Genomic DNA, 19,415 nt, shown 5'->3' on the forward strand with positions numbered 1-19,415 from the left:
GGGCCGGTGCGGCGACCGGTTTCGGCGACCTCCTGACGACGCCCCCGGGCGGACCGCTACCGTCGGAGCCATGGCCGATCTGGAGCGCAGACGCAACGAGGAACTCGCCCGGATACTCCACCAGCTCGGCTGGAGCCCGGAGCGGCTCGCCCGCGAGGTCAACCTCACCCTCCCGGCCCGGCTCGGGATCAGCTCCACCGCCCCCTACAAGTGGCGTGACCGGGGCATGGTCCCGCGCAGCCCCCACGACCAGGCCGTCTGCGAGGTGTTCAGCCGCACCCTCGGCATCGCCGTCACCTACGAGCAGCTCTGGGGCCGGATGGGCGGCCACCGCGGTGCCAAGATCCTCTCCCCGCGTCTGCTGACCGACCCGTGGACGGCCGACACCGCCCAGACCGCGCTGCGCGAGACCGCCGCGGACGCCGGACCGGTCCGCCTCACCGACCTCTTCCGCGGCGCCGACCTCGCCGAGGCCGCCCGTCGGCTCACCACCCCGCCGCCGGCCCTCGGCGGCGACGGCGCACTGCGCGTCGACCCCGCGCTGGTCGGTGAGCTCGCCGCCGCCCACCGCAGCAAGCAGCGGCTGGAACGGTCCTGCGGCGGCGGACTCGTCCTCGGCCCCGCCCGTGCCGAACTGGCCATGGCCACCAAGTTGTTGGAGCTCGGCGCCTACGACGAACCGCTCGGCCGGGCGCTGTACGGTGCGGCCGGCCGTCTCGCCTGCCTCGCCGCCTGGGCCGCGTACGACCTCGGCCACGACGCCACCGCCCAGCGGGCGTTCGCGGCGGCGCTGCGCGCCGCCCACCTCAGTGGCGAGCGGCGGGCCGGGGTGGCCGTGCTCGGCGGCCTCGTCGTGCTGGCCACCGGGAGCGCGGGCGGGCGGGGGCTGGACGCCGTGACGGTGCTGGCCGAGGCGGTGGCGGCGGCCGGCGACGCGCTCGGCCCGGCCGACCGGGCGCTGCAGCTCGGTCGGATCGCCCGCGCGCACGGGCGGCTCGGGGACGCCGCCGGGCTGGCGGAGGCGGCCGGACGGGCGTTCGCGGAGCTGGACGGGGAGGTCCCCGGCGGCGCCGCCGGGGAGGCACGGGCGGATCTCGCCGGGATGGTGGGGGAGGGGCATCTCTTCCTCGGCGGGCACCGGCGGGCCCAGGAGCTGCTGGCGGAGGCGGTGGCGGGGCTCGGCCCGGGGCGGGCCAGGGCGCGGGCGCTGCTGATGGTGCGGCTGGCCGAGTCGCAGCGGCTGGCCGGCGCCGCGGCCGAGGCGGTGCGGACGGCGGACCGGGCGCGGGCGCTCGCCGCCGGGATGCAGTCGGAGCGGGTGGCGCGGGCGCTGCGCGGGATCGACGCGGCGTTCCGCTCGGCGGAGTCGGAGTCGGAGTCGGCGGTGTCGGCGGCGGGTGAGTCGGTGGGGGAGCCGGCGGGCCCGGCCGTGGTCGTGGCGGCGGTGGCCGGACCGGGGGCTGCCGGGGCGGAGGGTGCCGCGGTGGAGGTGCCCGCGGGGACCGGAGCCTGACGGGCGCGCCCGTGGTCTCCCCCGGAGGCGCCCGACCCCTTGCGGTACCCTGAGCCCATGCGAACCGCGCGCCTGCTCCTTAGTCGGCCGCGCTGACCAGGACCGGCCGCGCCCCAGGGCGGAGCCGGAGTCGGCGTGGCACCCCCTCCTGCGAGGGGCTTTTTTGTTTTCCGCCCGGCTCACCGCCCGGCACCGTCCGGGCCCCGGTCCGGACACCCCGCCCCGTCGCCGGCCCAGAACGCCGGTTCGCCAACTGACATCGATGGAGCTTTAAGGACCATGAGCGAGACGACCCCTGCGTCCGGCGCGGCCGACACCGCGACCGCGCCGTTCCGGTACAGCGCCGCCCTGGCGGCGGAGATCGAGTCCCGCTGGCAGGACATCTGGGAGAAGGAGGGCACGTTCCACGCCCCCAACCCGGCCGGCGACCTGGCCGATCCCGCCGCCGCCGACGTCGCCGCGAAGCCGCACAGCTTCATCATGGACATGTTCCCGTACCCGTCGGGTGCGGGCCTGCACGTCGGCCACCCGCTGGGCTACATCGCCACCGACGTGTTCGCCCGCTACCAGCGGATGAACGGCTTCAACGTGCTGCACACCCTGGGCTACGACTCGTTCGGCCTGCCCGCCGAGCAGTACGCCGTGCAGACCGGCACCCACCCGCGGGTGTCCACCGAGGCGAACATCGCCAACATGCGCCACCAGCTGCGGCGGCTGGGCCTGGGCCACGACCCGCGCCGTTCGATCGCCACGATCGACCCTGAGTACTACCGCTGGACGCAGTGGATCTTCCTGCAGATCTTCAACTCCTGGTACGACGAGCAGGCCCACCGGGCCCGCCCGATCGCCGAGCTGGTCGCCGCGTTCGCCGACGGCACCCGTGAGGTCCCCGGCGGCCGCGACTGGGCCGCGCTGAGCGGTGCCGAGCGCGAGGAGGTGCTGGGCGAGTACCGGCTGGCCTACGCCAAGGAGGTACCGGTCAACTGGTGCCCCGGCCTGGGCACCGTGCTGTCCAACGAGGAGGTCACCGCCGACGGTCGCTCCGAGCGCGGCAACTTCCCCGTCTTCAAGTCCAACCTGCGCCAGTGGATGATGCGGATCACCGCCTACTCGGACCGGCTGATCTCCGACCTGGACCTGCTGGACTGGCCCGAGGCGATCAAGCTGCAGCAGCGCAACTGGATCGGCCGCTCCGAGGGCGCCCGGGTCGACTTCGCCGTCGGCGAGGGGAAGATCACCGTCTTCACCACCCGCCCCGACACCCTGTTCGGCGCCACCTACATGGTGCTGGCACCCGAGCACGACCTGGTCGACACGATCGTGCCCGCCGCCTGGCCCGAGGGCACCCCCGAGGCCTGGACCGGTGGCGCCGCCACCCCCGCCGAGGCCGTCACCGCCTACCGTGCCGCCGCGGCCGCCAAGTCCGACGTCGAGCGCCAGGTCGAGGCGAAGGTCAAGACCGGTGTCTTCACCGGCGCCCACGCCGTCAACCCCGTCAGCGGCGAGCCCGTCCCGGTCTTCATCGCCGACTACGTCCTGATGGGCTACGGCACCGGCGCCATCATGGCCGTCCCCGCCCACGACCACCGCGACTTCGCCTTCGCGCGCGCCTTCGGACTGCCGATGCGCTGCGTCGTCGAACCCACCGACGGGCGCGACGAGAACCCGGCCGGCTGGGACGACGCCTTCGACACCTACGACTCCGTCATCGTCAACTCGGCCCACACCGAGGGCACCGAGGACGGCATCTCGCTGAACGGCCTGAGCGTCGTCGACGCCAAGGCCGCCGTCACCGCCTGGCTGACCGCCCGCGGCATCGGCGAGGGCACCGTCAACTACCGCCTGCGCGACTGGCTGTTCAGCCGCCAGCGGTACTGGGGCGAGCCCTTCCCGATCGTCTACGACGAGGACGGCGTCATGCACGCGCTGCCCGAGTCGATGCTGCCCGTCGAGGTCCCGCAGGTCGACGACTACTCGCCGCACACCTACGACCCGTTCGACTCCACCTCCACGCCGAAGACCCCGCTGTCCCGCAACGAGGACTGGGTCAACGTCGAACTGGACCTGGGCGACGGCGTGAAGACGTACCGCCGCGAGACCAACACCATGCCCAACTGGGCCGGCTCCTGCTGGTACGAGCTGCGCTACATCGACCCGTCCAACCGCGAGCGGGTCGTCGACCCCGCCAACGAGCAGTACTGGCTGGGCCCCACCGAGCAGAAGCCCGGCGGCGGCGCCGACCTGTACGTCGGCGGTGCCGAGCACGCCGTCCTGCACCTGCTGTACGCCCGCTTCTGGCACAAGGTGCTGCACGACCTGGGGCACGTCTCCTCCGTCGAGCCGTTCCACAAGCTGTTCAACCAGGGCATGATCACCGCCGACGTCTACCGCGACGAGCGCGGCTTCCCGGTGCCCGCCGCCGAGATCGAGGAGCGCGACGGCCAGTACTTCTGGCAGGGCGAGCCGGTCAAGCGCGAGGCCGGCAAGATGGGCAAGTCCCTGAAGAACGCCGTCGCCCCCGACGAGATCGCCGACGAGTACGGTGCCGACACGCTGCGCCTGTACGAGATGTCGATGGGCCCGCTGGACGTCTCCCGTCCGTGGGACACCCGCGCCGTCGTCGGCTCCTACCGCTTCCTGCAGCGGCTGTGGCGCAACATCGTCTCCGAGACGAGCGGCGAGCTGGTCGTGACGGACGAGGAGCCGGACGAGGCGACGCTGCGCGCCCTGCACAAGGCCGTCGACGGCGTCCGCGCCGACATGGCCGGGCTGCGCTTCAACACCGCGGTGGCCAAGGCGATCGAGCTGAACAACTACCTGGTCAAGCGTGGCTCCACGCCGCGTTCGGTGGCCGAGCAGGTGGTCCTGATGGTCGCGCCGCTGGCCCCGCACATCGCCGAGGAGCTGTGGCGCCGACTGGGTCACGGCGACTCGCTGGCGCAGACCGACTACCCGGTGGCCGACCCGGCGTACGTCGTCGACGAGTCGGTGACCTGCGTCGTCCAGATCAAGGGCAAGGTCAAGGCGCGGCTGGAGGTCGCTCCGTCGATCTCGGACGCCGAGCTGGAGGCGCTGGCGCTGGCCGATCCGGCGGTCGTCGCGGCGATCGGCGGGGCCGAGGTGCGCAAGGTGATCGCGCGGGCGCCGAAGCTGGTCAACATCGTCACCGGCTGAGGCTGATCCGTCCGGCGGGGCGGGCGTTCCTTCGGGGGCGCCCGCCCCGCGGCGTTCCGGGGGTGGTGGGGGTTCGGCGGGGGCTCCGGGGGTGTGGCGGGGTTTCCGGGGTGCGGCGGGGGCTCCGGGGGTGTGGCGGGGTTTCCGGGGTGCGGCGGGGGCTCGGGGGTGCCGCGGGGCTTCCGGGGGCCGGTGGACGTCGGGGTTCCCCCCGATGCGTCCCTGAACCTTTCCCTGAACTCGGGCCCGGCACCCCCGAACGGTGGCCCGCCCGGCCGGTCCCGGGGCTACGGTGGAACCCTCGGTGGGCCGGCCCGCGTTGGGCCCGGTGGGGGCCGGTTCGGCTGGTGGAAGGCGGCGTGTGATGGAGATTCTCGGCGTGTTGCTCGGAGTCGCCCTGCTCCTCGGGCTCGGGGTGGTGGTGCTCGTCGTCATCGGCCTGATCAAGGCGGCCCGGGCGGTCGGCGAGAAGGTGGAACGCCAGGAGGCCAAGGCCCGACGGGCCGTGGAGAACGTCACGCTCAAGGCGAAGTCCTACACCCAGACCGGTCCGCAGGGGCAGATCTCCGCCGTCCGGCTGGGCCTGCGGACCTCGCTGGACGGCACCCGGCGGGTCCTCGAGGGCGCCGTCGGCCAGGACGGCCAGCTCGGCGAGGCGCTCGCGCTGCTGGGTCGGCTGGACGCCCACGCGGCGGAGCTGGACGGCGAACTGCGGATGCTGGAGCGCGAACCGGACACCGGACGGGTCGCGGCGAAGCTGCCCGAGCTGCGCGAGCGGGCGGAGCGGATCACGCACTCGGCGGAGACCATGCGGTGGGCGGCGCAGGACCGGATGCACCGGTTCGCGGCCGACGAGCTGGGGCGGCTGAGCCGGGAGTGCGAGGACGAGGCGGGGGCGCTGCGGCACTGGGACACCGTGCCGGGGGGTGCGGGGGCGGGGTCCGCCGCGTCGGCTTCTGCTCCGGGGGCTTCTGCTCCGGGGGTTTCGGCTTCGGCTTCGGTCCCGGGCGACCTTGGTGTCGGCGCGGCCGCCGCGGGGGCTCCGGGGGCGGCACGGGAGACGGGCGGCGCCCGCCGTGGGCTCACGGACGGACGGGGCCGGCCCAGCGCCGAGGAGCTCCTCGGCCTCACCGATCCGGTGACCAAGCTGGCGCAGCGGCTGCGGAAGCCGACCACCGGCCCCTCGGCCGGCTGAGCGGCCTCCGGATGCTGCCGACCGGCCCGAGCTGGGAGTAACCTCCGCCTCATGCCCGCCGACCTCGCACTTGTCACCGACTCCACCGCCTACCTGCCGCAGCAGGCCGTCGACCGGCACCGGATCACCATCGTCCCGCTGAGCGTCGCGGTCGGCGACGAGGTGCGCGCGGAGGGCGTCGAGATCTCCCCGAAGGACGTGGCCGAGGCACTGCGCGGCAAGCACCGGGTGACCACCTCGCGACCCAACCCGGAAGCCTTCTCGGCCGCCTACCGGGCGGCCGCCGAGAGCGGCGCGCGAGGCATCGTCTCGGTCCACATCTCCGGCGAGCTGTCCGGGACGGTGGAGGCCGCCCGGCTGGCGGCCGCCGAGTCGCCCGTTCCGGTGCGGGTGGTGGACAGCCGGCTGGTCGGCATGGCGCTCGGGTACGGGGTGCTGGCGGCGGCCGAGGCGATCGAGGCCGGGCAGGAGCTCGACGAGGCGGCGGCGGCCGTCGTGCGCCGGACCGCCGGGACCGGCGGTTTCTTCTACGTCGACACGCTGGAGTACCTGCGCCGGGGCGGTCGGATCGGCGCCGCGCGGGCACTGCTGGGTTCGGCGCTGGCGGTGAAGCCGCTGCTGCACCTGGCCGGGGGGCGGATCGAGCCGCTGGAGAAGGTGCGCACGTCGGCCCGGGCGATCGCCCGGCTGGAGGAGATCGCGGTCGAGCGGGCGGGGGAACGGGAGGTCGACATCGCGGTCCACCACCTGGCGGCGGAGGACCGGGCCGAGCCGCTGGCGGAGCGGCTGCGCGGGCGGATTCCGGGGCTGCGCGAACTGTACGTGGCCGAGGTGGGCGCGGTGATCGGCGCGCATGTCGGGCCGGGGCTGCTGGCGGTGGTGGTCTCACCCCGGTGAGTCCGGCCGGGGCCGGGGTGGCTGCGGTGGCTGCGGCGGCCCGAATGTCAACGCCGGTCGGCCCTTCTCACTCCTGAGGGTGTGCTCGACTGTCCACAACCCCCGGGTTATCCACAGGCTTTCCGTAAAATCCGCGCGCTTCTCGGCCGCTTCCTACCGTGCTCCGCATGACGAACCTGCGCATCGGCGCACGCAAGCGCCACGAGATCCGTCGGGCCAACGAGACCGCCCGGCTGCGGATGGTGGCCCTGCTGCCGGCGGCGGCCGACCTGCCGGACAGCGAGCCCTCGGTGTACGCGGCCTCGCCGCCGGGCCGGGGCGACGGCGGTCCGCACGACGGACCGCGCGGTGGACCGCGAGGCGGACCGCGAGGCGGCGCCTCCGAGGGGCCGACCGAGGGCGGGCCCGGGGGCGGGTCGGGCGGGCCGTTCGCCGGCGGAGTCTCCGAGGGCGTGCCGCCGGGCGCCGGGGCCGAAGGCGGTGAACCGAGCCCCTCGGACCCGGTGGCGGGTGCGGTGCCGCCAGGTCCGCCGGTGCCGCCGTTGCCAGCGGAGCATCCACTGATGCTCGAACGCCGGGCGGCGGTCGGCCTGCTCGTTCTCCTGCTGCTCGCCGTCGGCTACGGCGTCCAGCACTTCTGGCTCGCCCGGCCGCAACCGGTCGAGGTGCCGACGGTCGCCGTCGGCCCGGTGGCGCCGACCGGGACCTCGGGCACGAGTCCGTCCGGCGGAGGGCCGGTACCCCTGGGAGACGGCACCGGCGATGGGGCTCCCGCCGCCGTGGTGGTCGACATCGGCGGCCGGGTCGCCACCCCGGGCGTCCACACCCTGCCGAACGGATCCAGGGTGGCGGACGCGCTGAGGGTGGCGGGCGGACCGCTGCCGGGGGCGGACACCAGGAACCTCAACCTGGCCCGGGTCCTGGCGGACGGCGAACAGATCCTCGTCGGTGAGCCGGGCCCCCAGCCGGCCGCAGGAGCGGGTCCGGGACCGCCCCCGGCCGGGCCGTCGAAGCAGCCGGTCAGCCTGAACCGCGCGACGCTCGAGCAGCTCGACACGCTTCCCGGTGTCGGCCCGACCCTCGCCCAGCGCATCATCGCCTTCCGCTCCTCCCACGGCGGCGCCTTCCGCTCGCTCGACCAACTCCGCCAGGTGAGCGGAGTGGGCGAGCACACCTACGCGGAACTCCGGCCGCTGCTCACCCTCTGACGGGTCGTTCGCCACTGTTGTGCGACGGCTTCCCCGCGTCCCGCGTGCCCGCGTGCCCCGTCCCCTCTCGCCTCTCCGTCCCATCGCCTCTCCGTCCCATCGCCTCTCCGGCCCGACGAAAGGAGGTGCCGTCATGGCCACCGTCCACGCCCCCACCCCCGACACGGAGCCCGTCAACGGTCCCTCCACCGGACCTCGACCGGGGGACCTTCGACTGCTGCTGCCCGCCGGGGCCGCCTGGGCGGTGACCGTCGGGGTCCTCGGGCCCGGGGCCGGTTACGGCGCGGCCCTCGCGGTGGCGGCGGGCGCGGCGGCACTTCTCGGGCTGTTCCTCCTCGTTCTCGGGATCCGGGCGCTCACCGGACCGGCCGGGAGCCGTCCGGTCGCCGTGACCGCGGCGGTCGTCCTGCTCACGGCCGCCGCTGCTGCGGCCGCCACCCTCCTGCACACTGCCGATCTGCGCCGTGGGCCGCTGCCCGAACTGGCCCGCTCCGGCGGCCCGGTCCCGGACGTGGGCGTCGACCTCACCATCACCGGGGACCCACGGGTCCGGGTCTCCCGAAGCGCAGGGTCCGGTGCCGGGCAGAGCCTGCTCACCGTGGAGGCGGTCGTGGACCGCGTCACCGTCCCGGACGGCCTGCCGGAGGGCGAACCGGGTCCGCACATCGTCCGGACCCGCACACCCGTCACCGTCCTGGTGCGCGGCGAGGACGTGGCCGCCTGGGAGCCGCTGCTGCCGTCGGCCCGGCTGGTGGCCGAGGTGACCGTCCGGCCACCGGGGGAGGGCGACCACGAGTCGGCGGCGCTGCTGATCGCGCACGGCGAGCCGCGCGTGTCGGCGCCGCCGAGCCTCCCGCAGCGGGTCGCCGGGCGGCTCCGGTCGGGCCTGCGCTCGGCCACCGACGGCCTGCCGCCGGACGAGCGCGGACTGCTCCCGGGCCTCGTCGTGGGCGACACCTCCCGGCTGCCGGACGACCTCCGGGAGGCGTTCCGGGACACCGACCTGACCCACCTGGTGGCCGTCAGCGGGGCCAATCTCGCGATCGTGCTGGGGGTGCTGCTCGGCGCCCCGGGTCGTGCCGGGACTGCCGAGCGACGCGGACTCGCCGCCCTGCTCGGGATCCCGCTGCGAACCACGGCCCTGGTGGGGGCGGCCGTGATCCTGGCCTTCGTCACGATCTGCCGCCCCGAGCCCAGCGTGCTCAGGGCGGCCGGTACCGGCCTGATCGGCCTGCTGGCGCTGGCCACCGGCCGTCCGCGCCGGGCGGTGCCGGCGCTGGCCGGCACCGTGCTGCTGCTGGTCCTCCTCGACCCGTACCTGGCCCGCTCCCTCGGCTTCCTGCTGTCGGTGCTCGCCACAGCCGGGCTGCTGGTGCTCGGCCCGCGTTGGGCGGACGCCCTCCGGGCACGGGGCTGGCCGCGGCACCTCGCGGGCGCGGTCGGTGCGACGGCCGCGGCCCAGGCGCTCTGCGCGCCGGTGACGGTGCTCCTCTCCGGACACGTCAGCCTGGTCGGGATCCCGTGCAATCTGCTGGCCGAACTGGCGGTGGCCCCGGCCACGCTGCTCGGCTTCGCGGTCCTGACCGCCGACCCGGTGTCTCCGGCACTGGCCCGGCTCCTCGCCGAGCCCGCCGCCGTGCCGACCGGCTGGCTGGCCTCGGTGGCGCGACACGGCGCCGAACTGCCCGGTGGCCGACTGTCCTGGCCGGTCGGGTGGTTCGGCACGGTGAGCCTCGCCGTCGGCACGGCCGCACTGTGCTGGACGGTTCCGTTGCTGCTGCCCCGGCGCCCGCCCGGGCCCCGCCGATGGCGCTCCCCGGGCGGATGGACCCGTCCGGTGGTGACCGGAGCGCTGCTGCTGGTCCTGCTGGCAGTGCTGCTGCGGCCACCGCCGCTGGCCCGGATCGCGACCGGCTGGCCGCCGCCCGGCTGGCGGCTGGTCATGTGCGACGTGGGGCAGGGCGACATGGTGGTGCTGCCGGTGCCGCCCGAGGGCGGGGGACCGCCGGACAGCGCGGTGGTGGTGGACGCGGGGCCGGATCCGCAGGAGGCCGACCGCTGTCTGCGTGATCTCGGGATCGACCGGGTGCCGCTCTTCCTGGCGACACACTTCCACGCGGACCACGTCGAGGGGCTGCCGGGAGTACTGCGCGGCCGGAGGGTCGGGGTGGTGGAGGGCACGGCGGTGGACGATCCGCCGGGCGAGGCCGCCCGGGTCGCGGACTGGGTGGCGCGGGCCGGGGTCCCGTTGGTACGGGCCGCTCCGGGGGAGCGCCGGTCGGCGGGGCCGGGGGTGTCGTGGGAGGTGCTGTGGCCGGACGGAGAGGAGTCCGCGGTGGTGTCGGGTCCCAACAACGCGAGTGTCGTGCTGAGGGTGGCGGTGGCGGGAGGTCTGCGTTTCGTCCTGTTGGGCGACCTGGAGCCGCCGGCCCAGGAAGCGCTGCTGAGCCGGCTGAGGGTGGCCGGGAAGGAGGACGAGGTGGACGTGATGAAGGTGGCGCACCACGGCTCGGCCTATCAGGACTGGTCCCTGATCGGGGCATTGAGCCCTCGGCTGGCTCTGATCTCCTGCGGGGAGGGCAATCCGTACGGTCATCCGTCGCCGCGGACGGTGGACCGGCTGAGGGCTCTGGGCGCCACGGTGCTGCGTACGGACCGGGCGGGCGACATCGCCGTGACCGGTGCCGGCCCGGGCGACCTCGGTGCCTCCGTCCACCCGCGCGGGGACCGCCCCGGCCACGGCCGGTCCGGGCCCCGCTCCACCCGGGCGGCAGCGCCCGGCACCGCGCAGGCGGCGCGCGGGGGCCACGGCCCCCGCGCGCCGCCCGGGTGACGTCCACCACCGCCTTCCTCCCCGACCCCGAGAGTGGGGGTGGGAAATCGGGGGTCGGGGTTGGGGAGGAGGGGCGGGGGCGGGCCCAGCAGAAACGATTCTTCCCGCCGGGCCCGAGCGGCGCGCTCGGGCCCGGCGAGGACAGGCAGCCGGCGAGAGGAGAGCAGATGCGGCCGGGCCAGGCCCGGCCGGACCGCGGGCCCCTCCGGCCGAGGCCAGGAGAAGGCATCCCGTTGCGCTCCGGGCCCGCCCGGAGCGCAACGGGGAGGGACGAACCGGAGCGGGCCGACGCACCAGGAGCACCGAGCACCTCGCGTGGGAAGTCGGCCCGGCCGACTTCCCACGCGAGGTGCCCCACCCGAGGGGACGGGTCAGTGCTGCTCGCGCCAGCCGTCGTGGGAGGCGGCGACGGTGTCGAGGGCCTGGAGGAGGGCCGGGGTCCAGCCGTGCTCGGGGGGTTCCACGACCACCAGCCACTGGGCGTCCTCGGCGTCGTCCTCCCCGGCGAGGGCGTCCCGGACGATCTCCGGCTCGTCGAGGTCGGGATGGTCGGCGCCGAGCTCCTCGGCGGCCTCCTCGGCGGCATCGCGGTCGGGCAGGACGAGCAGCTGCCGGGCGTGCGGGTCGAAGTCGTCCGGCACGTCGGTTGCGCCCGCGGCCGCGTCGCCGGCAACGGACTCGGCGCTGGGATCGGCAGTGGGCTCGGCCACGGGCTCGGTGGTGGAGTGTTCGGTCACCCGTCCATTCTCCAGGGCGGCCGGAGCTGTCCGTGCCCCGTGGGATGCTGGTAGGCGATGGCCAGGAAGAGTGCACCCGACGACCTGCTCGCCCCGCTGACCCTCGCGGTCGGCCAGGAGGAGCTGCTGCTGGACCGCGCGGTGGCGCAGGTGGTGGCCGCGGCGAAGGCCGCCGACCCGGACACCGACGTGCGGGACCTCCCGCCCGGGGGCCTTCAGCCCGGCAGCCTGGCCGAGCTCACCACCCCCTCGCTCTTCGCCGAGCGCAAGGTCATCGTGGTCCGGGCCGCGCAGGACCTCTCCGCCGACTCCGTGAAGGAGGTCAAGGCGTACATCGAGGCCCCCGCCGAAGAAGTGATCATGGTGTTGGTGCACGCGGGCGGTGCCAAGGGCAAGGGCCTGCTGGACGCGGGCCGAAAGGCCGGCGGCCGCGAGGTGGCCTGCGCCAAGCTCGCCAAGGCGGGCGAGCGGCTGACCTTCGTGAAGGGTGAGTTCCGCACCCTCGGCCGATCGGCGACGCAGGAGGCCTGCCAGGCCCTGCTGGACGCGCTCGGCAGCGACCTGCGCGAGCTGGCGGCCGCGTGCAGCCAGCTGACCTCCGATGTCGAGGGCACCATCGACGAGACCGTGGTGGCCCGCTACTACAGCGGCCGGGCCGAGGCCACCGGCTTCGAGGTGGCGGACCTGGCGGTCACCGGCCGGGCCGCCGAGGCGCTGGAGCGCCTGCGCTGGGCCCTGGCGGTCGGCCAGCCGCCGACCGGTATCACCTACGCGCTGGCGTCCGGCGTGCGGAGCATCGGGCGGCTGGCGACGGCCGGGCGCAACATGCGCCCGGGCGACCTGGCCCGTGAGCTGGGCATGCCGCCGTGGAAGGTGGAGCGGGTCCGCCAGCAGATGCGCGGTTGGACGGGCGACGGCGTGGCCGTGGCGCTGACGGCGATCGCGCAGGCGGACGCCGCCGTCAAGGGCGGCTCCGACGACCCGGCCTTCGCCCTCGAGCGCGCGGTGGTCGCGGTGGCGAGGGCCGCCAGGGCCGGTTCCCGGCAGCCCTCGTACTGAGCCCGCCGGGGCCCGGCGACGGCCCCGGCCCCCGGGCTACGGCCCCGCCCCCGGCTACGGGCCGCCGATCGCCTTGAGCATGTCCCGCGTGTCGTCGAGCATGGCCTTGCGCACGGTCTCCCGGTCCAGGGTGTGGTTCTTGCCGACCTGGTAGTTGTCCGTCCAGTACAGCGAGTACGTCATGCCGCCGTCCCGGACCTGCAGGTAGTAGTTGATGTCGTGGAAGGTCTTGTCCGAGCTGGTCGGTTCGTCGCCGTAGGCGAGGTAGGCCTCCTCACCGAGGCCCGGCACGGGCGTGATCTCGTACTTCTGCTGCTCGAAGTACTGCCGCAGGGCGGCGAACTCCGGAGCGGAGTCGACGGTCCGGTGCAGTTCGGCCCGGATGTCGAGGGTGGCGTAGTCGGTGGTCTCGCTGTCGGACGGGGTGCGCTTCATCAGCGCGTAGCAGCGCATGACGTCCATGGAGTCGGTGCGGCCGACGTGTTCCAGCGGGTAGTTGTCCACCATCTTGTACTTGCCGCGGAACGCCGTGAGCTTGCCCGAGTCGCAGATCCGGTCGACCGCGTGGTAGCCGCGGAGGCTCTTCGCCGAGGACCCGTCGTCGACGAGGCCGGGCACCACGAGCACGGTGCCGGTCCAGACCGCCGAGGCGAGGATCGCGCCGACGAACGCCCAGGTCGCGTTGCGCCGCAGCCCGCCGCTCCGGCGGCCGCCCGGGGCGGGAGCGCCGGCCACCGCCGCCGCACCGGGCACCGTGGGTGCTCCAGGTGCTCCAGGTGCGCCGGGCGCACTGGGGAGGCCGGGTGGCGGGCCGAAGCCGGGCGGGCTGCTGGGAGCCGGCGGCTGCTGCGGGAAGCCGGCGAAACCGGATCCGTTCTGCGGCGACGGCGACGGTGCCGGTGAAGGTGATGACGGCGGCGGCGGTGTCCCCAATGTGTGCCCCCCTCGGGCCTGCGACGTGGGTGCCGGAGACCCGACCCTATCCGCCGGGCCGGGCGACCGTTCCCGGAAAGCGACGGCGAGCGGGCCGCCCTGGTTCCCGCCCCCGCCCGCCCCGGTTCCCGCCCCCGCCCGGACGGGCCCCGGAAACGCCGACTGCCCGCCCGGTGTGTACCGGGCGGGCAGTGGCGGGAAGTCCTGCGGGCAGGTACTTCCGGTCAATCCCTGTGCACCGCACCCGCGTGGCGAACGCAGGCCGCGTGCGGTGCGAAGTCTGTTGTGCGCCTCGGGGGTTCCGGGTAGAGGGCCGGGCGTCCCGAGGGGTGGGGCCGTCGTGCGGCCCCGAGGCGTCAGGCCTGGACGGCGGTGTTGACGCGCTTGGTGATGGCCGACTTCTTGTTGGCGGCCTGGTTGGCGTGGATGACGCCCTTGCTCACGGCCTTGTCCAGCGCCTTGGAGGCGGCGCGGGCCAGCTCGGTGGCCTTCTCGGTCTCGCCGGCGGCAGCGGCCTCACGGGCCTTGCGCAGAGCGGTCTTCAGCGAGGACTTGACGGCCTTGTTGCGCAGGCGCGCCTTCTCGTTGGTCTTGTTGCGCTTGATCTGGGACTTGATGTTCGCCACGAAAGTGCCTCAGTCTGTGAAATCGGTTCTGGGGGTCTCCCGGCCGGAGGCTGGGAGGGCTGCACCAGCGGCGCTCGGACCAGCTGAGAGGGCATGCCGGGGCCAGGTGCAGCCGCCAACGCTACCAGGGCGGGCGGGCCCGGCCCAAACCGGGCGGGCACGGCGCGGGCGCGCGGTGGACGTACCGCGGACGCGGGCCGCGCGCCGGGTGCCGGTCAGGCCCGCAGGAGCGGCTCGCCGTAGTGCTCGACCTCGGGGAACGGCCGGTAGAAGTGGTGCAGCAGCTCGCGCCACCGCTGGTACTCGGGGGAGCGGCGGAACCCCTCGGTGTGGTCGGTGAGGTTCTCCCACTCCACCTGGAGCAGGAAGCGGGAGCCGCGCCCCTCGTCCAGGCAGCGGCGCAGGGCCAGCGAGCGGAATCCGGGCCGGCCGGCGATCAGGGGGCGGGCCTCGGTGAAGGCGGCGAGGAATTCCTCCTCCTGGCCGGGCAGGACGTCGAGCAGAGCGCTTTCGAGGATCATGGCCCGCCATCCTGCCTCCCCGCCCGGCCCCTCGTCCCGCAGCCCCACCCCGCCGCCCCGCTACCCCGACCCCCTGCCGGCGCGCCCCGCAGCCACCCCGCGGTCACCCCGCGGCGCAGCCCCCGCGGGCCCCCGGGCGGCCCGAAGCCGACGGGTGGCGCGCGGTCCGCCCGCGGGAGGTGGGAAGATGGGAGGAACTATCTCGATCGGACGACCGTCCGGTCGCCCGGGAAGCCGGTCAGCGATGATCCGGACACCCCCGGCCCCCGGACCAACGGAGAATCGGACCAAGGTGCCCGCGACCCCCAGCAATGTGCCAGAGCCCAGCCGTACCGACCCGGCGCTGATCCGCAACTTCTGCATCATCGCCCACATCGACCACGGCAAGTCGACCCTCGCCGACCGGATGCTGCAGATCACCGGTGTGGTCGACCCGCGGCAGATGCGCGCCCAGTACCTCGACCGCATGGACATCGAGCGCGAGCGCGGCATCACGATCAAGTCGCAGGCCGTCCGTCTCCCGTGGGCGCCGAGGACCGGTCCCCACGCCGGGAACACGCACATCCTCAACATGATCGACACCCCGGGCCACGTGGACTTCACGTACGAGGTGTCGCGCTCCCTCGCGGCCTGCGAGGGCACCATCCTGGTCGTCGACGCGGCCCAGGGCATCGAGGCACAGACCCTCGCCAACCTGTACCTGGCGCTGGAGAACGACCTCACGATCGTCCCGGTGCTGAACAAGATCGACCTGCCGGCCGCGCAGCCGGAGAAGTACGCCGCGGAGATCGCCCACATCATCGGCTGCGACCCGTCCGACGTGCTCCAGGTCAGCGCCAAGACCGGTCTCGGTGTCGAGGACCTGCTGGACCACATCGTCAACACCGTCCCGGCCCCGGTCGGCGTCAAGGACGCCCCGGCCCGCGCGATGATCTTCGACTCGGTGTACGACTCCTACCGCGGCGTGGTCACCTACGTCCGTGTCGTGGACGGCCAGCTGACCAAGCGCGAGCGCATCGCGATGATGTCCACCGGCGCCACCCACGAGCTGCTGGAGATCGGCGTCATCTCGCCGGAGCCGAAGGTCGCCGACGGCCTGGGCGTCGGCGAGGTGGGCTACATCATCACCGGTGTGAAGGACGTCCGGCAGTCCAAGGTCGGTGACACCATCACCTCGATGCACAAGGGTGCGACCGAGGCGCTGGGCGGCTACAAGGACCCGCGCCCGATGGTCTTCTCCGGCCTCTACCCGCTGGACGGCTCGGACTACCCGCTGCTGCGCGACGCCCTGGACAAGCTGCGGCTGAACGACGCGGCGCTGGTGTACGAGCCGGAGACCTCGGTCGCGCTCGGCTTCGGCTACCGCTGCGGCTTCCTCGGCCTGCTGCACCTGGAGATCATCCGGGAGCGCCTGGAGCGCGAGTTCAACCTCGACCTCATCTCCACCGCCCCGAACGTGGTCTACCGGGTGATCATGGAGGACGGCACCGAGCACACCGTCACCAACCCGAGCGAGTTCCCGGCCGGCAAGATCGCCGAGGTGTACGAGCCGGTCGTGCGCGGCACCATCCTGGCGCCGAACGAGTTCGTCGGCGCGATCATGGAGCTGTGCCAGTCCCGCCGCGGCAACCTCCAGGGCATGGACTACCTGTCCGAGGACCGGGTCGAGCTGCGCTACACCCTCCCGCTCGCGGAGATCGTCTTCGACTTCTTCGACCAGCTGAAGTCCAAGACCCGCGGGTACGCCTCCCTCGACTACGAGCCCATCGGCGAGCAGACCGCCGACCTGGTCAAGGTCGACATCCTGCTGCACGGCGACGCGGTGGACGCGTTCTCCGCGATCGTGCACAAGGACAAGGCCTACGGCTACGGCGTGATGATGGCCGGCAAGCTGCAGAAGCTGATCCCGCGCCAGCAGTTCGAGGTGCCGATCCAGGCCGCGATCGGCTCCCGGGTGATCGCCCGTGAGACCGTCCGCGCCATCCGCAAGGACGTCCTCGCCAAGTGCTACGGCGGTGACATCTCCCGCAAGCGGAAGCTGCTGGAGAAGCAGAAGGAGGGCAAGAAGCGGATGAAGATGGTCGGCCGGGTGGAGGTCCCGCAGGAGGCCTTCATCGCCGCGCTGTCCACCGACGCCGAGACCCCCAAGGGCGAGAAGAAGTAGCCCGCGGCGCCACCACGAGGGGCCCGGGACGCAGACCGCGTCCCGGGCCCCTCGCGCGTGCGTCGCCGGACGCCCGCGTCGCCGGACGCCCGCGTCGCCGGGCGCCCGCGTCGCCGGGCGCCCGCGTCGCCGGGCGCCCGCGTCCCCGCGTCGCCGCCCGGGCCCGTCAGCGCAGCGACATCACCACGGTCTTCAGGATCGCCGCCTTGACCAGCCGCCCGGTCCGCCCGGTCAGCGCGCCGGGCCGCATCGAGTCGTCGCCGTGGATCAGCTGGACCAGTCCGTCGCGCCGGCCGAGGCTCAGGCACTGCACGGCGTAGCGGAAGGCGAACGGCTTGTCGCTGCGTCCGGCGAGCACCTTGCCCAGGTACTGGCCCTGCGGCAGGGCGGTGGCGCAGCCCATCCGGAGGGTGCCGGTGCCGGGGACGGTGACCTCGGCGGCGTCGCCGATCACGTACACCTCGGGGTGCGAGACCGACCGCAGGTGGTCGTCGACGATCGCCCGGCCGGCGGGGGTGACGGCGAGACCGGCCTCGGCGGCGAGCGGGTGCGGTTCCATCGAGGCGGCCCAGACGACGAGGTCGGCGGGGATCCGGCCGTCGGTGGTGGTGAGGCCCCCGGTGTCGACGGCGGTGACGGCGGTGTGCTCGTGGATCGCGACCCCGAGCCCGCGCAGCACCCGGTGGACGTGGCCGCGGCCCTTGGCCGAGAACCAGCCGCCGACCTGGTCGGCGGCGACGATCCGCACGGTCCAGTCGGGGTGGGCCTCGCCGAGTTCGGCGGCGATCTCGATGCCGGTGGCGCCGCCGCCGACCACGGCGACGGTGCCGGGGCGGTCGGCGGTGCGCAGCCGTTCGGCGATCCCGGCGGCGCGTTCGGCCGGGTAGGCGTGTTCGGCGGCGCCGGGGACGCCGTGCCAGGCGGTGCGGCTGCCGAGGGCGTGGACGAGGGTGTCGTAGGCGACGACCTCGCCGGTGTCGAGGACGATCTTGCGGCCGTCGAGGTCGATCGCGGTGGCGCGGGCCGCGATGTGGCGGACGGCGCGTCCGCGCAGCACCTCGGTGAGGGCGGGCCGGTGCTCGGGGTGCCCGGCGGCGGTCTCGTGCTGCCGGATGCGGTGCAGGAGCCGCTGCTCGGGGGCGATCAGGGTGACCTGCCCGCGCTTTCCGGCGCGGGTGGCGGCGGCGAGGCCCGCGTAGCCGGCACCCAGTACGACGATCTGCTTCTCGGTCATGTCGTCCCGCTCCTTCGTGGCGCCGTCGGCGGCGTCCTCCCGGCGCCCCCGGGGTGGCCCGGGGAGCGCTCTCCGCGTGTTCGGAAGGGGGACGACGGAGCCCGTCGGACTGTGACGGTGACCTGCGTCACACCTCCGGCGTGGTGGTGGCGGGGTTGAGGTGGGTGAGCTTCTCCGGGTTGACCACGGTGTACGCCGAGGTGATCCGGCCGTCCGCGACGGTGAAGCCGACCACGCCGCCGACCACGCCCGGCTGCAGGTACCAGACGAGGCCGGGTTCGCCGTTGACCAGCGCGAACTCGATGACGGTGTCGGGGGTGCCCCACTTGGCGACCAGGCCGGCGACGAGCCGGGAGACCTTGTCGGCGCCGAACACCGGGCGGGCGCCGGCGGTGACGAGGCCGCCGCCGTCGGAGTGCCAGACCACCTCGGGGTCGAGGACGGCGAGCAGGCCCTCGATGTCGCCGCGGGCGGTGGCGGCGGCGAAGGCCTCGACGGCCTGCCGGTGCTCGGAGGGGTCGGCGGTGGCCCGGCGGCTGCCGTCCTTGACCCGGCGGCGGGCGCGGGAGGCGAGCTGCCGGGCGGCGTCGGGGCTGCGGTCGAGGGAGGCGGCGATCTCGTCGAAGCCGACGGCGAAGACGTCGTGCAGCACGAAGGCGGCGCGTTCGGCGGGGGTGAGCTGTTCGAGGACGGCGAGCAGGGCCAGCGAGACGGATTCGCCGAGTTCGGCGAGTTCGGCGGGGGAGGCGGGGCCGCTCTGGTAGGAGACGGACGGTTCGGGCAGCCATTCGCCGTAGTAGGACTCGCGGCGGGCGCGGGCCGAGCCGAGCTGGTCGTAGCAGAGGCGGGTGACGACGGTGGTGAGGAAGGCGCGGGGGTCGGCGACGTCGGCGCGGTCGGCGGCGCGCCAGCGCAGCCAGGCTTCCTGGAGGACGTCCTCGGCGTCGGTGAAGGAGCCGAGCATCCGGTAGGCGACGGAGCCGAGGTAGCGCCGGTTGGCCTCGAAGGCGTCCGGGGCGGTGCGGCCGGCGGGCGCCGCTTCGGTGCCGCCGCGGCCGGTGCCGCCGCGGCCGGTGCTGCTGCGGCGGGTGCTGCCGGTGGCACTGCTGCCGGTGCTGCTGCGGCCGGTGCTGCCGGTGCTGGGCGCGGCGTTCCTCGCCGACGGGTCGTCACTCACGGCCCCACGGTAGCGCCCCGCCCTTCGGAGCGGCCGGGTGGGACGGCCCGGACGTGCGGGAACCCGGGGCGTCCGGCCGTCGGGCCGGACGCCCCGGGTTCGCCGGGACGGGACGGGAAGCGGGCGGCGCGCGCGGAGGACGCG

General features: G+C 74.6%; 14 protein-coding genes. 8 read left to right on the forward strand and 6 right to left on the reverse strand.

Annotation, left to right across the window (positions count from 1 at the left end; translation table 11 throughout):
• Positions 1-70: 70 nt before the first annotated feature.
• The 6 genes from BLU95_RS25880 to BLU95_RS25905 all read left to right on the forward strand — a co-directional run bounded on the left by BLU95_RS25880 (position 71) and on the right by BLU95_RS25905 (position 10,820).
• Entirely contained in the window at positions 71-1,513 is a 1,443-nt protein-coding gene (locus BLU95_RS25880) for an NsdA family TPR-like regulatory protein (RefSeq protein WP_093862082.1), read from the forward strand.
• Positions 1,514-1,792: 279 nt separating this feature from the next.
• Positions 1,793-4,687 (forward strand): leucine--tRNA ligase, encoded by a 2,895-nt coding sequence (gene leuS, locus BLU95_RS25885; RefSeq protein WP_093862083.1) that lies wholly within the window; start codon positions 1,793-1,795, stop codon positions 4,685-4,687.
• A 364-nt stretch (positions 4,688-5,051) separates the two neighbouring features.
• Positions 5,052-5,882 (forward strand): hypothetical protein, encoded by an 831-nt coding sequence (locus tag BLU95_RS25890; protein WP_093862084.1) that lies wholly within the window; start codon positions 5,052-5,054, stop codon positions 5,880-5,882.
• A 51-nt stretch (positions 5,883-5,933) separates the two neighbouring features.
• Positions 5,934-6,779, forward strand: a complete 846-nt coding sequence (locus BLU95_RS25895) for a DegV family protein (RefSeq protein ID WP_093862085.1) — start codon at positions 5,934-5,936, stop codon at positions 6,777-6,779.
• Positions 6,780-6,946: 167 nt separating this feature from the next.
• Positions 6,947-7,987 (forward strand): ComEA family DNA-binding protein, encoded by a 1,041-nt coding sequence (locus BLU95_RS44360; RefSeq protein ID WP_231977783.1) that lies wholly within the window; start codon positions 6,947-6,949, stop codon positions 7,985-7,987.
• Between the two features lie 133 nt (positions 7,988-8,120).
• Positions 8,121-10,820: a ComEC/Rec2 family competence protein gene (locus BLU95_RS25905; protein ID WP_093862086.1), complete on the forward strand. Its 2,700-nt coding sequence runs from the start codon at positions 8,121-8,123 to the stop codon at positions 10,818-10,820.
• 371 nt (positions 10,821-11,191) lie between these two features.
• On the opposite strand, the gene BLU95_RS25910 is transcribed toward BLU95_RS25905, so the two are convergent.
• On the reverse strand, positions 11,192-11,428 hold the full coding sequence (locus BLU95_RS25910; RefSeq protein ID WP_093865131.1) for a hypothetical protein: 237 nt from the start codon (positions 11,426-11,428) through the stop codon (positions 11,192-11,194).
• A 186-nt stretch (positions 11,429-11,614) separates the two neighbouring features.
• Between BLU95_RS25910 and holA the strand changes: the two genes are divergently transcribed.
• A complete protein-coding gene (holA, locus tag BLU95_RS25915) occupies positions 11,615-12,616 on the forward strand; it encodes a DNA polymerase III subunit delta (protein ID WP_093862087.1) in 1,002 nt (333 codons plus the stop codon).
• 54 nt (positions 12,617-12,670) lie between these two features.
• On the opposite strand, the gene BLU95_RS25920 is transcribed toward holA, so the two are convergent.
• The 3 genes from BLU95_RS25920 to BLU95_RS25930 all read right to left on the reverse strand — a co-directional run bounded on the left by BLU95_RS25920 (position 12,671) and on the right by BLU95_RS25930 (position 14,696).
• Positions 12,671-13,369: a hypothetical protein gene (locus BLU95_RS25920; protein WP_093862088.1), complete on the reverse strand. Its 699-nt coding sequence runs from the start codon at positions 13,367-13,369 to the stop codon at positions 12,671-12,673.
• Between the two features lie 536 nt (positions 13,370-13,905).
• Positions 13,906-14,175, reverse strand: coding sequence for a 30S ribosomal protein S20 (rpsT, locus tag BLU95_RS25925; protein ID WP_030309778.1), 270 nt, complete (start codon positions 14,173-14,175; stop codon positions 13,906-13,908).
• Positions 14,176-14,390: 215 nt separating this feature from the next.
• Positions 14,391-14,696, reverse strand: a complete 306-nt coding sequence (locus tag BLU95_RS25930) for an antibiotic biosynthesis monooxygenase family protein (protein ID WP_093862089.1) — start codon at positions 14,694-14,696, stop codon at positions 14,391-14,393.
• A 292-nt stretch (positions 14,697-14,988) separates the two neighbouring features.
• Here BLU95_RS25930 and lepA point away from each other — a divergent pair, with 292 nt between their 5' ends.
• Positions 14,989-16,860, forward strand: coding sequence for a translation elongation factor 4 (lepA, locus tag BLU95_RS25935; RefSeq protein ID WP_093862090.1), 1,872 nt, complete (start codon positions 14,989-14,991; stop codon positions 16,858-16,860).
• Between the two features lie 166 nt (positions 16,861-17,026).
• On the opposite strand, the gene BLU95_RS25940 is transcribed toward lepA, so the two are convergent.
• Positions 17,027-18,094 (reverse strand): NAD(P)/FAD-dependent oxidoreductase, encoded by a 1,068-nt coding sequence (locus BLU95_RS25940; RefSeq protein ID WP_093862091.1) that lies wholly within the window; start codon positions 18,092-18,094, stop codon positions 17,027-17,029.
• 127 nt (positions 18,095-18,221) lie between these two features.
• Entirely contained in the window at positions 18,222-19,271 is a 1,050-nt protein-coding gene (gene sigJ, locus BLU95_RS25945) for an RNA polymerase sigma factor SigJ (RefSeq protein WP_093862092.1), read from the reverse strand.
• Positions 19,272-19,415: the final 144 nt, after the last annotated feature.

Origin of the sequence: Streptomyces sp. TLI_053 (assembly GCF_900105395.1) — a bacterium.
In the GTDB taxonomy this organism is placed as follows: Bacteria; Actinomycetota; Actinomycetes; order Streptomycetales; family Streptomycetaceae; genus Kitasatospora.

What these genes read in the sequence shown, in the direction of transcription:
- BLU95_RS25880 (WP_093862082.1), top strand. Translation starts at nt 71, where the DNA reads ATGGCCGATCTGGAGCGCAGACGCAACGAGGAACTCGCCCGGATACTC.
- leuS (WP_093862083.1), top strand. Translation starts at nt 1,793, where the DNA reads ATGAGCGAGACGACCCCTGCGTCCGGCGCGGCCGACACCGCGACCGCG.
- BLU95_RS25890 (WP_093862084.1), top strand. Translation starts at nt 5,052, where the DNA reads ATGGAGATTCTCGGCGTGTTGCTCGGAGTCGCCCTGCTCCTCGGGCTC.
- BLU95_RS25895 (WP_093862085.1), top strand. Translation starts at nt 5,934, where the DNA reads ATGCCCGCCGACCTCGCACTTGTCACCGACTCCACCGCCTACCTGCCG.
- BLU95_RS44360 (WP_231977783.1), top strand. Translation starts at nt 6,947, where the DNA reads ATGACGAACCTGCGCATCGGCGCACGCAAGCGCCACGAGATCCGTCGG.
- BLU95_RS25905 (WP_093862086.1), top strand. Translation starts at nt 8,121, where the DNA reads ATGGCCACCGTCCACGCCCCCACCCCCGACACGGAGCCCGTCAACGGT.
- holA (WP_093862087.1), top strand. Translation starts at nt 11,615, where the DNA reads ATGGCCAGGAAGAGTGCACCCGACGACCTGCTCGCCCCGCTGACCCTC.
- BLU95_RS25930 (WP_093862089.1), bottom strand. Translation starts at nt 14,696, where the DNA reads ATGATCCTCGAAAGCGCTCTGCTCGACGTCCTGCCCGGCCAGGAGGAG.
- BLU95_RS25940 (WP_093862091.1), bottom strand. Translation starts at nt 18,094, where the DNA reads ATGACCGAGAAGCAGATCGTCGTACTGGGTGCCGGCTACGCGGGCCTC.